This window comes from Chryseobacterium sp. KCF3-3 (genome assembly GCF_045865955.1).
Lineage (GTDB): Bacteria > Bacteroidota > Bacteroidia > Flavobacteriales > Weeksellaceae > Chryseobacterium.
This window is the reverse complement of record NZ_AP035792.1, coordinates 1,971,602-1,987,785: the sequence shown is the minus strand read 5'-3', so window position 1 is coordinate 1,987,785 and position 16,184 is coordinate 1,971,602. Positions and strand designations below refer to the sequence as shown.

General features: G+C 38.3%; 13 protein-coding genes. 7 read left to right on the top strand and 6 right to left on the bottom strand.

All coding sequences use genetic code 11. The features are described 5' to 3' along the window. Nucleotides 1–5 precede the first annotated feature (5 nt). The 3 genes from ACKTTZ_RS08915 to hflX are packed head-to-tail and all read right to left on the bottom strand — an operon-like array spanning nucleotide 6 to nucleotide 3,171. Entirely contained in the window at nucleotides 6–1,292 is a 1,287-nt protein-coding gene (locus ACKTTZ_RS08915; protein ID WP_034691877.1) for a sodium:proton antiporter, read from the bottom strand. 20 nt (nucleotides 1,293–1,312) lie between these two features. Next, on the bottom strand, nucleotides 1,313–1,948 hold the full coding sequence (locus tag ACKTTZ_RS08910) for a DUF4919 domain-containing protein (protein WP_034691880.1): 636 nt from the start codon (nucleotides 1,946–1,948) through the stop codon (nucleotides 1,313–1,315). Then, nucleotides 1,948–3,171: a GTPase HflX gene (gene hflX / locus ACKTTZ_RS08905; protein WP_253315922.1), complete on the bottom strand. Its 1,224-nt coding sequence runs from the start codon at nucleotides 3,169–3,171 to the stop codon at nucleotides 1,948–1,950. The genes ACKTTZ_RS08910 and hflX overlap by 1 nt, the downstream gene beginning before the upstream one ends. A 194-nt stretch (nucleotides 3,172–3,365) precedes the next feature. Between hflX and ACKTTZ_RS08900 the strand changes: the two genes are divergently transcribed. The 4 genes from ACKTTZ_RS08900 to ACKTTZ_RS08885 all read left to right on the top strand — a co-directional run bounded on the left by ACKTTZ_RS08900 (nucleotide 3,366) and on the right by ACKTTZ_RS08885 (nucleotide 7,653). Beyond that, nucleotides 3,366–4,073 (top strand): LytR/AlgR family response regulator transcription factor, encoded by a 708-nt coding sequence (locus ACKTTZ_RS08900; RefSeq protein WP_407848420.1) that lies wholly within the window; start codon nucleotides 3,366–3,368, stop codon nucleotides 4,071–4,073. Between the two features lie 151 nt (nucleotides 4,074–4,224). Next, entirely contained in the window at nucleotides 4,225–4,698 is a 474-nt protein-coding gene (locus ACKTTZ_RS08895) for a T9SS type A sorting domain-containing protein (RefSeq protein WP_034691891.1), read from the top strand. A 6-nt stretch (nucleotides 4,699–4,704) separates the two neighbouring features. Next, nucleotides 4,705–7,227 carry a collagen-like protein gene (locus tag ACKTTZ_RS08890; protein WP_253315920.1) on the top strand — a complete coding sequence of 841 codons (2,523 nt, stop codon included), beginning with the start codon at nucleotides 4,705–4,707 and terminating at the stop codon, nucleotides 7,225–7,227. Nucleotides 7,228–7,233: 6 nt separating this feature from the next. Next, nucleotides 7,234–7,653, top strand: coding sequence for a hypothetical protein (locus ACKTTZ_RS08885; RefSeq protein ID WP_034691899.1), 420 nt, complete (start codon nucleotides 7,234–7,236; stop codon nucleotides 7,651–7,653). Between the two features lie 105 nt (nucleotides 7,654–7,758). Here the strand turns inward: ACKTTZ_RS08885 and ACKTTZ_RS08880 are convergent, their stop codons facing one another. Then, nucleotides 7,759–8,193: an META domain-containing protein gene (locus tag ACKTTZ_RS08880; RefSeq protein ID WP_034692057.1), complete on the bottom strand. Its 435-nt coding sequence runs from the start codon at nucleotides 8,191–8,193 to the stop codon at nucleotides 7,759–7,761. An 86-nt stretch (nucleotides 8,194–8,279) separates the two neighbouring features. On the opposite strand from ACKTTZ_RS08880, the gene ACKTTZ_RS08875 reads away from it, so the two are divergent. From ACKTTZ_RS08875 to ACKTTZ_RS08865, 3 genes are all read left to right on the top strand, one after another. Then, complete coding sequence (locus ACKTTZ_RS08875) at nucleotides 8,280–10,487, top strand: S46 family peptidase (protein WP_051934175.1); 2,208 nt, start codon at nucleotides 8,280–8,282, stop codon at nucleotides 10,485–10,487. A gap of 78 nt (nucleotides 10,488–10,565) precedes the next feature. Next, nucleotides 10,566–11,042 carry a YdeI/OmpD-associated family protein gene (locus ACKTTZ_RS08870; protein ID WP_034691902.1) on the top strand — a complete coding sequence of 159 codons (477 nt, stop codon included), beginning with the start codon at nucleotides 10,566–10,568 and terminating at the stop codon, nucleotides 11,040–11,042. A gap of 132 nt (nucleotides 11,043–11,174) precedes the next feature. Next, nucleotides 11,175–12,401 (top strand): spondin domain-containing protein, encoded by a 1,227-nt coding sequence (locus ACKTTZ_RS08865; RefSeq protein ID WP_034691905.1) that lies wholly within the window; start codon nucleotides 11,175–11,177, stop codon nucleotides 12,399–12,401. A gap of 185 nt (nucleotides 12,402–12,586) precedes the next feature. Here ACKTTZ_RS08865 and ACKTTZ_RS08860 read toward each other — a convergent pair whose 3' ends face one another. Both ACKTTZ_RS08860 and ACKTTZ_RS08855 read right to left on the bottom strand, forming a co-directional pair. Next, nucleotides 12,587–12,877, bottom strand: a complete 291-nt coding sequence (locus tag ACKTTZ_RS08860) for a hypothetical protein (protein WP_407848416.1) — start codon at nucleotides 12,875–12,877, stop codon at nucleotides 12,587–12,589. Nucleotides 12,878–13,038: 161 nt separating this feature from the next. Further along, entirely contained in the window at nucleotides 13,039–16,146 is a 3,108-nt protein-coding gene (locus ACKTTZ_RS08855) for an amino acid adenylation domain-containing protein (protein WP_407848414.1), read from the bottom strand. Nucleotides 16,147–16,184: the final 38 nt, after the last annotated feature.

Here is a 16,184-nt window from a genome sequence, read left to right as displayed (position 1 = left end):
ACAATTTAAGCGTTTTCTTCTACAGCAATATTTTCCTGCTCCTCCTCTTCTTTGGCAATCTTATTAGGATTCGCCACCTTAGCAATGGTAAGCCCCTGAACAATGATGGAGAATACGACAACGCAATAGGTAATACTTAAAATAATTTCACTGTATTCACTTTTAGGAATAGACATCGCCAGGGCAATGGAAACTCCTCCCCGAATTCCTCCCCAAACCAGAACTTTTACCGTCTGCGGACTGAAACTTCTTCTCAGGGAAGTAAATTTTGTAGGCCCCCAGATAGAAATAAATCTTGCAAACAGAACGACCACAATAGCAACTACGCCCGGAATCATGAAATGTCTGAGATCTTTAATCATCAAAAGTTCAAATCCGATGAACAGGAATAATACCGCGTTCAGGATTTCATCAATCAATTCCCAGAATTTAATCAGATAGTCCTGAGTAACTGATTTCATTTTGAAACTTCTGTTGAAATTCCCCATAAACAATCCTGCAGCAACCATCGTCAATGGACCGGAAATATGCATTTGACGGGCAATAAGATACCCTCCCATGACAACAGAAAGTGTTACTAATACGGAAATAATATAATCATCCACTTCACGCATCAATCTTGAAGTAACCCATCCTAACAGCACTCCAAGTAAAAGTCCTCCCCCGGCTTCTTTAAGCAGAAGCAATCCGATTGTTTCAACACTCAGATCCACTTCTTTTCCAATCGCCAGTTGTAAAATAACTGTAAACACCACAACCGCCATACCGTCATTGAAAAGAGACTCTCCAGCTACTTTTGTTTCCAGTGATTTGGATACCTTAGCTTGTTTCAGTACACTCAGAACTGCTACCGGATCGGTAGGTGAAATCAAGGCTCCAAAAACAAGACAATAGATAAAAGGAAGTTTTACCCCTACATAAGGAAGCAGATAAAACATTCCGAATCCTACCACAAAAGTAGAAATTACAACACCTACTGTGGAAAATATCACTACAGGTCTGAACTGTTCTTTCAGGTCATTAATATTAATATGGATTCCCCCTGCAAAGAGTAGAAAATTAAGCATAGCACCCATCAACACCTCCGTGAAATCGATACCATTCATAAGGTTGTGAAGATGTCCGAAAGTTCTCGGAAGAACCGTTTCTCCAAACAGTACCAGAAAAATTGATACTACAATGGCGATCACCATAATTCCGATAGTACTTGGAAGTTTTAAAAACCTATAGTTAAGATAGGCAAATATTGATGCTAATACGATTAATGCTGAAAATGAATAATATAATTCCACTAAGTGTTTTTATTTTAAGATTAATTGGTTAGTTCCAAATAGAGTATTTTGATATAAATTTGATTCCCATCCTTTTCCCAGATGTCAAACATGGCATCTTTAGAAGCTTTTGAACTTCTTGTGTAGTCCTGTCCTATATTCAGAATATTCAGCAGAATGTATTCATCTCCTACAGAATTGACGACATAGGCTGTTTTTTCTGACTTTCCGTCTCCCGAACTTCTTATCCCTTCAGTAAGTGTACGGAATTGATTCAGATGATGGATAAAGTTATTTCCATCCTTTACAGAATCATAAGCCCTGAGAAGAATCAGCAGCACATCCAGATTGGTAGGATCTTTATCATACAAAGCTTTTCCCTGCTTGATGCAATCAGCAAAATTGTTTTGTTTAAAAGCTTCTACCAGACTTTTAAAACTATCATCTGATGTACTTATTTTATCGTTTCTAAAATTTCTTCCGTAGTACAGATATTGAGATTCTATACTGTCCAGAGATTTAGGATATCCTTTAAATTTGAAAATAAGCTTGTCGTAATTGTACGGAGAATCGGAAGTCCTGAGACTTTTCTCAATAGCTTTTAAATCAATTTTGGATTTCTGGCTGAATCCAAAAACCGAAAACAGGATAAATAAAAGAAAAAGGTGGTATTTCATTAATTGTTGCTTTCTTCTTCGTCGTTATCGAAATATTCGAAAAGGAAATCGTTGTATGGGAATCTGGAAATATGAATTTTCATCACCTCATCATAAATCATTTTCTTCATTTCCGGGAAGTTTTCCTTCGTTAATGCAGAGATGAAAACCGTTGGATACTTAGATTTTGCCATCCATGTTTTTTTCCATTCTTCCAGAGAAATATTTTTACGGGTAGTAGGTGTAAGATCATCTTCATCCTTTTTCTCATAGCTGAAATCATCAATTTTGTTGAAAATCATAATCATTGGTTTCTGATGTGCATTGATCTCCATCAGGATATGATTTACAGATTCTATGTGATCTTCAAAGCTTTCGTGAGAAATATCCACCACATGAATCAAAAGATCAGCTTCACGAACCTCATCCAAAGTAGATTTGAATGATTCTACAAGCTGAGTAGGTAGTTTTCTGATGAATCCTACTGTGTCTGTCAACAAAAACGGAAGATTTCCAATCACCACTTTTCTTACTGTGGTATCAAGGGTTGCAAATAGTTTATTTTCCGCAAAAACCTCAGATTTTGAAATAGAATTCATCAAAGTAGATTTCCCTACGTTGGTATATCCTACCAAAGCCGCACGAACCACTTTTCCACGGTTGTTACGCTGAGTAGCCATCTGCTTGTCAATCGTCTTCAGTTTCTCTTTCAACAAGGTAATTCTGTCACGGATAATACGACGGTCAGTTTCAATTTCCGTTTCACCGGGACCTCTCATCCCAATACCTCCTTTCTGACGCTCAAGGTGGGTCCACATTCTTGTTAATCGAGGTAAAAGATACTGATATTGTGCCAGTTCCACCTGAGTTCTTGCATAAGAAGTCTGTGCTCTTTGGGCAAAAATATCAAGAATAAGATTGGTACGGTCCAGGATCTTAACTTCCATATCTCTTTCCAGGTTTTTAAGCTGTGAAGGAGAGAGTTCATCATCGAAAATTACGGTTCCGATCTCATTTTCTTTTACATATTCTTTTATCTCAATAGCTTTTCCGCTTCCGATAAAGGTTTTGGAATCCGGCTGAGTTAGTTTTTGGGTAAAACGTTTTTGTACGGTTGCTCCTGCTGTGAAAGCTAAAAACTCCAGTTCATCTAAATACTCCGTCAGTTTTTCTTCATCCTGATTCTGTGTAATAACACCCACCAAGACTGCTTTCTCATAGTTATGTTCTTTCTTTTCTAACATTAAGTTCTGTCTATGTTTATGATTTTTACAAGTTAATATTTTTCAGAAAAAAAACAAAATCAATTTTTATTTAATAACATATTTTAATATAAATTTAAGTTTACCGATGAATGATATATAAAAAATCAATAACTTTATATAATAAAATTCTGATTTTTAAATATTTAAATTAAAAAACTAATCTCCGGAATATCATGATTACCCATATTAGATGTATGATTATTGATGATGATGAACTGGACAGGCTGGTTCTTCAGCATTATATCAGGCAATATCAAAACATTGAAATTGTTGCCACTTTCGACTCTGCAGAAAAGGCGGTTCCCTATCTTGACCTTCCTGCCGATCTCCTGATTACCGAAACTAATTTAAAGGGCATGAGTGGTCTTGAACTCCGCACATTAGCCCATAAGATTCCTGCGTGCATTTTCGTAAGCTCACATCCTGAGCTGGCTGCCGGAGCTTTTGAGATTAATACTTTAGATTTTATTACCAAACCCCTCACTGCAGAACGCTTTCATCATTCCATGGAAAAGCTTTTTGATTTTTTTGAAGTAAAGGAAAAATGTGAATGTTATGATGCTATGGTGGGAGAAAACTGCATCAAAATAAAAGAAGGAGGCCATATTCATCAGATTAAAATGAAAGATATTCTCTATCTGGAAGCTCTGAAAGATTATACAAGAATTATCACTCTTGAAAAAAATCACTGTATTTTAAATTCTTTGGGAAATCTTCTGCAAAAAAACTTTTTTGATTCTTTTGTCAGAATACACAGAAGCTACGCTGTCCCACGCCATCTTATCCGGGGAAAAAGTTGTCATGAAATAGAGCTTGCACATCACATAAAACTCCCTATTGGCCGCACTTACAAGGATAATCTTTCTTTTTTCAATCTTTAAAAAAACCTAACCATAATTCACAAAATGCCATTGGTCGATTATTTCTGCCGTTGGTCTATTTTCTTTCCAATTGATTGAGAGAGGTGGTAATTTAGTCTTCCCAAATTCCCCAAGAAAAACACATATCTATTAATCACCAAAACTGTTATCCATGGAAAGAATATCTATTTATTGTATTATTCTGTCTGTATTTTCCATCCCCATACTGCACGCTCAGGCTGTAGTTTTGGCAACGGGATTGGATGCATCAGCAGTTAATGGTTTTGTTTCGTACAGTGTAGGTCAGACCACCTATCTGGAAAAAGGAACAGGACAAGTTCTGGAAGGCGTTCAGCAGCCTTACGAAATTATCACCCTTACCACTATTGAAAATCCTTCTGAACAGAATGGCATTTTGCTCTATCCTAATCCTTTCAGAGATTATTTGTATTTAGATTTTACGTCAAATAGTTTTAAAGGGTCAGAATACCAGTTATTCGATGCCCAGGGCAAACTGGTAAAAAAAGATAAGATCTCACAATCAAAATCTGAGCTTAATTTCTCCTCACTTCCTTCTGCTATGTACATTATCAGGATTACTCAAAATGGAGAAAATATCAAAACTTTTAAAATCATTAAAAAATAAAACGCCATGAAAAAAATATTATCAGTGTTTTGGATCCTGACAGGTTTCTTTATGGGACTGTCCCAGGCTCCGGAAAAAATGAGCTACCAAGCTGTCATGAGAAACGGTTCCGGACAACTCTTAGCCAATCAAGGAATTGCCGTGAAAGTAAGCATACTACAGGGATCTCCTGCCGGAGCTGCCGTTTATTCTGAAAGACTTACCGGAAATACCAATGCCAACGGACTTGTTAGTCTCGAAATAGGAACAGGAACAATCCTTACCGGAACATTCGCTACAATCGACTGGTCTTCAGCAAGCTATTATTTAAAAACAGAAACAGATCCAGCGGGCGGAACCAACTATACCATAGTAGGAACCAGCCAGTTACTAAGCGTACCTTATGCTTTGTATGCTAAATCTGCCGGAGTGAGCGGAGGAAGCTTTACGATTCCCTACTCCAATACGGTAAATAATGCTTCCACTTTATTTTCATTAATCAATGATGGTGATGGAACTTCAGTGGAAGGAGTTAACAGCACAACCACATCCAGTATTGCTGCTGTAAGAGGAATTGTAAGCAATACAGCCCCTGGAGGATTTTCTTCAGCAGTACGTGGTATCAATAACGGAACCGGCGGACTGGGAATTGGAGTATGGGGAAGCCAGGCCGGAAGCGGCTGGGGCGTATATGGTGTTACTCCAAATGGCTTGGGAGTCTACGGAAATTCCAGTGGAAACGGATATGGTGTTTATGCAAACAGTAATACAGGAACGGGTTTAAATGCCACCAGTAACAATGGTATTGCTGCCAATATTTCTATCGTCAACAATGCCAATGCCAATAGTGTTCTTACCGCATCTACTGTAGGGAACGGAACCGTTATCAATGTTTCTACCACAGGTACTGGAGCGGGAATACTAAGTTCTACCGCAGGAGGATTCGGGGCTCATGGGATCACCTCTTCCCAGTCATCTGCAGGGATTATAGGAGACAATACCGGAGCAGGTGAAGCGGTTGTGGGAAGAACCACCAGTGATATTGCCGGAGCGGTTGTGGGCCGTAATGATGGAGGTGGATATGGTGTGAGAGGATTTGTGGCTACTAATACATCAGGAACTGGTATCGGTGTATACGGACAGGTAGGTTTAAATAACAGTACCGGCCGTGCGGGACGATTTGAAAATTTCAATCAAACCAATACAACAGGGAATACTTTTGAGGTAGAAACGAATGGAAACGGAAATATTCCGGATAATACTCAAGGGAATGCAGCCTCTTTTATTGTTGACAATACGAATAGTGTGGGGGCAGCAGTAAGAGGAGAAGTAAATACTATTTTCGGGAATTTTGGTGCAGCCGCTGTATTTGGAGTTTCTTCAGGAACCGGAGGACGTGCCGGTTTATTTTATGCATCAAACCCTGCCGGAAACGGAGCTTCATTGATTGCTCTGACTGATGGGAACGGAAATGCCATCACCGCCAATGCAGGAAAAGATGGTAACGGTGTAGAAACCAATATTGATGGTGCCGGAAATGCTCTTTATGCATGGGTTCCTTCTTTTGCCACCGGACGTGCGGGACGATTTAATATTTTTAATGAATCCAACACCAGCGATGTGATCACAGTAACAACTGTAGGAAACGGTATTGGTGGAAATTTTAAAGTAGACAAAGTTACCGGAACATCTCCTGCGGTAAAAGGAGAAGTCAATTCCCAATTCGCCAATTTTGGAACAGCCGGAATCTATGGAGTATCTTCCGGAACTGGAGGATTTGCAGGGTTATTTCATGCAAGCAATCCTGCCGGAAATGGCCCGGCATTAGTTGCTATTGCTGACGGAAATGGAAATGGTATCACAGCCAATGCCTCAAATGGCGGAGATGGAGTTGAAACCACTGTAGATGGGACAGGAAGTGCCATTTTTGCATGGGTTCCTAATTTCAGTAATGGACGAGCCGCAAGATTTGTGAATTTTAATACATCTAATACCAATGCAGCCCTTACCGTAGAAACTCATAGTGCAGGATCTTTGGCTTTGTTTAAATCAGGAAACCCGGGAACCGTAAATGTTGCCCGTATCGATAATACAGGAAAAGGATTTTTCAACGGCGGTACACAAAACAGTGGTGCTGACGTTGCTGAAGCTTTTGATGTCAACGGAAACATTTCGGAATATGAGCCTGGTGATATTCTGGTTATCTCAACAAAAGCAGACAGAACGGTTGAAAAATCATCAACTCCCTACTCTACTCTTGTTGCCGGAGTGTATGCTACTAAACCTGGTGTATTGCTTACAGAAGAACATATCGATATTGATATTTCCAATAAAGCGCCAATGGGTGTCATTGGTGTCATTCCAACCAAAGTATGCCTTGAGAACGGAAACATAAAAAGAGGAGATCTCCTGGTGACTTCATCTAAAGCGGGAGTTGCCATGAAAGCCAATCTTAAAAAGGTAAAAATTGGCCAGGTCATCGGAAAAGCACTTCAGGATTATGACCAAAAAGAGATTGGAAAAATTCAAGTATTAGTCAACATAAAATAAACCGTCATGAAAATAGCATATATTATCCCATTATTATTTCTAAGCACTTTTATTTATGCTCAGGAAAGTAAAAAAACGGCTCCTGTAGAAGAAGATCAGGCACTGGTTGTAAAACAGGCAAAAGAACAACAGGCTGCCCAAATTCAGGCCGCTAAGGAAAGAATTGAAAAAAATGCAGGAAGTACAGGTTTAGCTTCTGATCAGGGGTTGGAAGTCAAAAAACAGGAATCCAAGCCCAAAGCAGCTGCAGACAATTCAGGAAAGCTTCTCCCCAATACAGCAAGTCTTGAAGATATTAAAAAAACCATCCCAAACAGACAGGCATATCACAATAGTATAAATTCTAGGAACACAAAAACGACAGTTACCGGGCTGCCCAACACAGCAACTCTGGAAGAAATAAAAAAAACAATTCCCAAAAACTAATGACTCTCAAAAACTGGTAACCTCAAAAAGCTGATAACCAAACTAGATTTTTCAAACAAAGAAGTCCGCTACAAGGCGGACTTTTTATATTGGAGAATGGTATTATTAATCCCAATCAGCAGCTACAAATTTCATTGAATTTCCATGATCGTCGGATAAGGTAAGAAAATGCCCTTCAATAGAATAATGAGTCATGGTCTCAATCTTTTTCTGAAAAGAGCTTTCAAGATTCATATCCTGACAGGCTTTCATGGTACTTATTCCTTTTGAAAACTTTACTTTTCCTCCTTTTTTAAATTCAGAAACAAAAGACATCCGGTTACATCCCATGTAAGCATTTGCCTGAATTTTACCCTTCATCATATTGCCTGTAAGATTCATTTCGGCTTTATTGGCGATCAGTTGATCCCTTGAAAAACCATCCAGTGAAACCAGCATCCATTGTCTTTGGAGGACAGGATTTTTATCCGGCATTGCAGAGCAATTCAAAACAACACCCAAAAGTAAAACTGTAAAAAGTGGTAATAGTATCTTTTTCATGCGGATTATCATCCCATTTTCATACCATTCCGGGACAGAATCTCGTAAAAATTAGTAAATTAGCGACACAAAAATTATTTTATAAAATGAAAAGACTATTTCTACTATTCACTTTCTTACTGGGCTTTGCTCAGATGAGGGCGGATGAGGGGATGTGGCTGCTAATGCTCATCAAAAGACTTAACGGTGTTGATATGCAAAAAGAGGGTCTACATCTTACGCCTGAAGAAATTTATTCTGTGAACAATTCAAGCTTAAAAGATGCTATCGTAAGTTTCGGTGGTTTCTGTACAGGTGAAATTGTTTCGGATAAAGGACTTATATTTACCAACCACCACTGTGGTTACGGTGCTGTTGCTGCGGCTTCTACACCAGAAAAAGATTATTTGAAGAACGGTTTCTGGGCAATGAAACAGAAAGACGAATTCAATGCAAAGGATCTTTATGTAAGATTTTTAGTGAGAATGGATGATGCTACGCAAAGAATCAATTCTAAACTAAACAACAATATGACCGGAGCAGAGAGAAAAGCTGTGATTGATGCTGAAACTAAAGCAATCCAGACTGAAAACTCTGAAAACGGGAAATATACTGTAGTAGTAAGAGATTTCTTCAATGGAAATGAATTCTATTATTTCGTATATCAGGATTATAAAGATATCAGATTAGTAGGTGCTCCACCTTCATCATTAGGAAAATTCGGAGGAGACACAGACAACTGGGAATGGCCAAGACACACTGCTGACTTTACCGTTTTCAGAGTGTATGCTGATGCTGCAGGAAACCCTGCTGAATATTCTCCAAGCAACACTCCTTTGAAACCTAAGCACTTCCTTCCGGTTTCTCTTAAAGGAATTAAGCCTGGTGACTTCTCAATGATCTTAGGATATCCTGGAAGAACAAACCGTTACCTGACTTCTTACGGAATTCAGCAGATGGTAACTAAAGATTACCCGGCATGGGTTGAAGCTTCTAAATTGGCTATGGATGTAATGAAAAAATACATGGACAAAGATAAAGCGACTCAACTTAACTATGCTTCTCAATATGCTTCTGTAGCTAACTACTGGAAAAACAGACAAGGAACTATCGATGCAGTAGAGAAAAACGGAACGATTTCTGACAAGCAAAAGATCGAAGAAACTTATAATAAGTGGGCTGCAATGCCTGGAAACGACCAATACAATGGCGTTTTAGAAGATATTGGAATATACTATAAGCAAGTTTCTGAAAGAAATGTTGAAAGAAACTATGCTACTCAGTTTACAAGAAATGCCAAATATATTACCCTTGCTGCTCAGGTAGGATCTGTTCTTAAAGCGTATGCTGCTCAGGATATGCAGGGAAGATTAGCGATGAAAGCTAAAACAGAAGCTGCTATCAAAGCTGCTTATGAAAACTTCAATCCATCTTTGGAAGGAGAAATGCTTGCAGCTATGACAAGTCTTTACCAGGCAAGAGTTAAAAACCCAGACGTTGCTTCTGCTACTATTTTAGGTTTGGATGCTAAGACTGTTTCTAACTTAGCGTATTCTTCAATCTTCGCTAATAAGACTTCTGCAACAAACTTCTTATTGAACCCGGATGCATTGAAACTTGATGCTGATCCACTTTGGAAAGCAGCTAACGGAATTGTTGCTGATCAAAAAATAAGCATGGAAAGATTTGTAAAAATAGATGATAATTTTGCGAAAAATAACCGTCTGTTCCTAGCTGGTTTAATGAAAGCTATGCCTGAGAAGAAATTCTACCCGGATGCTAACTCTACAATGAGATTAACTTACGGTACGGTAGATAAATTACCTATCAGAAATGACAGAAATTATTTCGGTATTACGGATAACTATTATACAGATATGACTGGTCTTGTTGGAAAATACAAGAAAGGTGATGAAGAATTTGATCTTCCTCAAAGAGTGATTGATCTTTACAACCTTAAAGATTTCGGTCAGTATGCTGATGCTGCAGGTTATATGCCTGTAAACTTCCTTTCTAACAACGATATTACTGGTGGTAACTCTGGTTCTCCGGTAATTGACGGAGACGGTAACCTTATCGGTATTGCTTTTGATGGAAACAGCGAAGCATTAAGCGGAGATATCGTATTCGAACCTGAATGGCAGAAAACCATCAACGTAGACGTTCGTTTCGTTCTTTGGACAATCGATAAGTATGCTGGTGCAAGAAGATTAGTTGACGAATTGAAGCTTGTAAGAGATGCAAACACTCCGGCTGATACAAAAACTAAAAACTCAGGGACTACGACAACCCCTAAGAAAATAAACAAAAAATAATCTTATTGGATCTATTTTTGAAAACCGTGAAATTTACTTTCACGGTTTTTTTATTTTTGATTATTAAAATATTTCATCATGAAGCTTAACCCTATTGAATTCATAGCCATTATTCAGCAGAACGGAGAAATGAATGCTGCATTCGTAGAATTTCCATTTTCTACAGAGGAATTGTTTCATACAAAAGGACAGGTAAAAATTAAAGCCCTATTTGATGATAAGATTGAATACCGTGGAAGCCTTGTCAAAATGAAATCCGACTGTCATATTTTAGGACTGACTCAGGAAGTAAGAAAACTGTTGGATAAAACTTTCGGGGATGAAGTCTCTGTTGTTCTTACTGAAGACAAGGAGGAAAGAGTGGTTGAAATTGCTGATGATATCGCTTCTGTTTTTAATAAAAATCCGGAAGCAAAAACTTTATTTGACAAGATGAGCTATACTCACAAAAAGGAATACATCCGTTGGATTGAAGAAGCCAAGAAACCGGAAACAAGAGAGAACAGAAAGGCAAAAATGATTCTGATGATTCTGGATGGGAAAAAGGGGATATAGACCGCTTTACTTTTCCCTCTCAAAACGATACATTTAAAAAAAATTGAAATAAGAAAATATTTTTTGTCAGGATCTCAAAAAGTAGCCGACTATAGTTACAGATATCAATTATAACTATAAAAATTTACTTTTATGAACAAGTTTATTTTCAGAACATCAGTTTTAGCTGCAGCTACTCTAGCTGCGTTTTCCTTAACTTCATGCAGTGATTCTAATAACGACATGATGATGGACATGGGTTTTCAAAGATCCATTACTTTTGAAAACGTTGTAACTCCCAAAGATTTTGTAGAAAGCGGAAGTTTTCAGGGAACAGGAACGCCTCCTATTATTTTACCCGGACAATCTGTTTCTGTTAAATTCAGTGCAGGAAAAACACAGGCTTTAATGTTTGCAACGATGTACGGAGCTTCAAAAGACTGGTTTTTCGCGTCCCAGCAGCCGGGCATCAAATTGTTTGACTCCAATGGAAATGCTATTACCGGAGATGTTTCTTCAAGTGTCCGATTGTGGGATAACGGAAGCAAAGATGACATCACAGGACAGGTTGAAAGCAAACCCATTATGCAGGTTCCTAATGTCAATGCTTCACAACTTATGAAGCTTAATCTTACTTATAATGACGTAACTTCAGAATTTACCCTGACCATTACCAATACCTCTGGCGGAACAGCCAATGAAACTCCTTTTTCTCCCGGTGTATGGGCAGTTTCCAACTACAATGGATCTCAGCTGCTGAACAGTGCTCCGTTTTTTACACCTAACGCTTTATCCAATCCTGAAATCACAGATATTGCTCAAATGGGAAATATCAGTAAAATGATGACGAAACTGAATGCCAATACAGGAATTATGACAGGGCTTTCTCCTGCCTTGGTGGTTGTTTATCGTGGTGATAAAAATCCAATTTATGAATTAGGCAAATTAGACAGTGGAATGGGACTGAAAGATATTGCACAGTTTGGAAATGTAGCTAAGCTTCAAAACAGTTTAAAATCTTTACCTAATGTAAAAGGGGTATATGTTGCAGGAAGTGCTCCTGTAACTCCGGGAAGTAAGGTAACCACCAACTTTAATGCGGAGCCAGGTGATAAAATTGCCTATGCAACCATGTTTGGTTTTTCCAATGACTGGTTCTATGCTAATGAACAAAGTATTGATGCCAATACTAAGGGAGACCTCAGCTTAAAAACTTCATTATTTGATTCCGGGACGGGTATTGACCAATATCCGGGTGCGGGAAATCATCAGGCCTTGTTTGGTGGAACTCCACAAAGTGAAAATAAGACTATTTCCAAGGTAGGAAACTTTTATCCTGTTCCTGCGGTACAGAATGTGATTAAGGTAACCGTTAATTAATCTTCACATAAAAAAGAGGTTGTCTCAAAAGTAAAATAATTTGACTTTTGTTATGGACTATCTCGAATGTACAATTTGAGATTCTTCACTCCATTGTTGAACTACGTTCGCAGACCTTCAGTCTGTGTTCAGAATGACACTTTTGAGGCAGCTTTTTTTAATTGCAAAATAATATAATCTTTCTATCAGGGTTTTAGCTTTCCTTCCAAATACTGCTCTCCTCCTCCATTCGTAACGGTTATAAAACCCTCATAGTGGCTTACCTTTACTCCCAGATCATTATTTATTTCTTTAAAATATCCTGCCTTGTCTCTGTTATAGATTGTATCTCCCTGCCAAAGAAACTGTGCAGATTGTCCTGTTTTATTTTGAAACGTAAGAACCCTCAACGGGTTTACAAATCCCCCGGATTTAAGATCTACCACTGCACTTTCGTTAGCTGCAAAATCTTTAGACAATACAATAATTGTATTCATTTATTTTTTCTTTGGTTTCAGTTAATTAAAAACGGGGATAAGTATTTCTCATTACCCTGATACAAATTTCATTCTCTGCAACGACAAAACTTGACGTATTTATTCAACAAAAAAATAAAAGCCCAAGCAGGATCTGTCTGGGCTTTTTCCATTATTAAATTCTATTCAACCGGAATTCCAAGATATTGTAAATAGGAATCCAACAGTTTTTTATCAAATACCGGTTCCTGAATGCCTGATCCTTCCAGATACTGAATAACATTGGAGCAATCCCATACATAAGTATTCTGGTAAAGCTCTACGGTAGATAAACCTTCATGCATATTATCTCTGAAAAGACTCGTCAATGGATACAAACGGTTTTTGCTGTCATCTTCCCACTGTTTTCTCCATTCTTTATAAGGAAGGTCTTTGAGTGGGAAAGGATAATATTTTTTCATGAGTCCAAAGAAATCTTCCAAGGTAAGATTGGTTTCAGGACGGGCAATCAGGTTGAATTTCTTCCCTATTGCTTCTTTATTTTTTGTGATATGAGCCATCGCTTTAGTCATATAATCTACGGTAATAAGACCTTCTCTAAGCTCAGTGAGTGCGGGATATGATTTGAATTCTATACAATTTTTCACCAATCCTGACCACCATTGATAAGAGGCACTTGCGCCTGTTTTACTGTGACACATGGCATATCCAAGACGATAAGTAATTAATGGCAGTCCTTCTTTTGCTGCTAAATCAGCAACGGCTTCCATCACCCATTTACTTCTTACATAACCAATATCTTTACTTACAGACATCAGATTTTGTTCAATATCATCAGATTCCAACATTACTGTTTTTCCTGTAAATAAATGCCCCCAGCTGTACACGGAAATGGTTGATAGTAATGCGAGACATTTTGTTCTTTCCGCTCCTGCTAGTTTGATGATTTCTCTTAATCCTTCTACATTGGGAGCTTTCATATAGGAATAAGGTTCGATAAAGTTGACTGAGCTTCCGGAATGATAAATCAAATCGGTTTGCTTTGCCAGCTTTATAAATATTTCTTCTGACAATCCTAAGGATGGCAGAGCCAGATCTCCAATAACAGGAATGATTCTTGATTTCTGTTCTACATGTTGAGGAATATGATATTGCTTAAAACATCTGTCAATTTTTTCCATGGCATAAAACTCATCCTGAGCTCTTACAAGACAATAAATATCAGCATTTGTCGTATCAAGAAGCTCCTGTAACAGGTGAATTCCTACAAAACCTGTGACACCTGTTAAAAATATTGTTGTTGGGTTTTCCACCTGCTGAGGATCAAATCCACCTGCAAAAACAGTTCCCGGAGCAAGATAAACATCTTTCTGGAGCTCAACATATGGTTCTACATCTTCCATGGGGATTGCTTCCCTTGTCTCTCTGGATCTGTTAATAAGAACTTCTGACAGTTGCTGCAATACGGGATACTGATATATATCCCGCAGATACACTTTTACATCCAGCTTTCTCTGCAAAGCAACCGCTACCGTTGCAACCAACAGAGAGTTTCCTCCAATATCAAAGAAATTATCCGTGATATTGATGACAGGGCGTTCCAATGCAGACGACCAGACATCTGCAATAATTCTTTCGGTTTCGTTAGTTGGAGGCTCAAATGAGATCAATTCTTTTGCTTCTTTATCAGCCAGATCCTTTAATATCTGTGTATCTGTTTTTCCATTTGCCGTTAACGGAATTTTATCTATAAAAATAATTTGTGCGGGAATCATGTAGCCAGGAAGTTCTTCTTTCAATTCATTTCGGACTGATGAAATATCTGCTATTGCTCCAGGAGTCAATACAATAAAGGCAATCAGATATTTGGTGCTTCCTTCCGTTTCTTTACCAATAACCATAGCTTCTTTAATATTTTCCTGCTGGATCAATGAACGTTCTATCTCTCCCAGTTCCACTCTGAAGCCACGAATTTTTACCTGATTATCAATCCTTCCCAAGAATTCAATATCACCATCCGGATTCCATTTGGCCAGGTCTCCTGTACGGTAGATCTTCTCTGCTTCATTGAATGGGTTGGTAATGAATTTAGCATCAGTAAGTTCTTTATTATTAAGATATCCTTTTGCTAAAAGGTTTCCCCCAATACAGAGTTCTCCTACAGCTCCTACAGGCAGCAATTCCTTATTTTCTCCTAAAATAAATGCTTTTGCATTGGCAATCGGTCTGCCTATAGATGAAACATATTTCCCGTTAATATCTTTCACTTTTTTATAAGTAGCATAAACGGTACATTCTGTGGGACCGTAATAATCTATCAGTTCGTAACTTAGTTCTGAGGTAAGCACTGGTTTTAGCTTTTCACCTCCTGTAAAGAGATATTTCAGTTTCAGATCATTATAATTACCGGAATAATTAACTAACGCCGGTGCTAAAACAGAAGGTGTAAAACCGTGCGTAATCTGATTTCTTCTATAATAATCAAGTAAAGCAAGTGCATCCGTTCTGTCTTCATTATTAGCAATAAAAATAGTGGCTCCGGAAGCAAGAGCAGACCACATTTCCCATACAGAGATATCAAATGCCAACCCTGCCACAAGAGTTAATTTTGAGCTATGATCCACATGAAAATGATGATTATGCCATGTTACCAGATGTTGTATAGCCTGGTGGTCTACCATTACACCTTTGGGCTTACCCGTTGAGCCTGAGGTATAAATTGTGTATGCCAGGGCATTCTGATGAATATTAATTCCCGGATATTCTGATGATAAATGATTAAGATTCTCCATATGACTCAGATCAAATACTTTTGTCTTTTCAGTCTCTGATAAAAGTTCTCCAAGAATTTGATTGGTAATGATAAGATCAGTAGAGGTATCGGAAAGAATATATTCTACTCTTTTCACAGGATAAGCAGGGTCTATCGGAACGTAGGCTGCACCTGTTTTGATAACTCCAAGTATCGCAATGGCCCATTCCAAAGAACGGTCCAGCCAGATAGGAACATATTTTCCTTCTTTGATACCACGGCTCAATAACAGGTTGGCGAGCTGATTGCTTCTATGATCCAGCTCTCCGTAAGTAATCTCCTGATCCTGGTAAACCACGGCAGTCTTATCAGGATGGAGGATTGCCTGTTTCCGGAAAAGAGATTCCAAGGTGTCTTCATGATGATAATCCCAACCGGTTTTATTGAACCTGTTGAGTAATTTTTCTCTGTCTTCAGAGGACAATAATACTGTTGAACCTGATGACAGACTTTCTAATGAGGGAATGGTGTTTGACATAATAATTTGATTTGGTTTGGGTATAAACCGACCTCTCT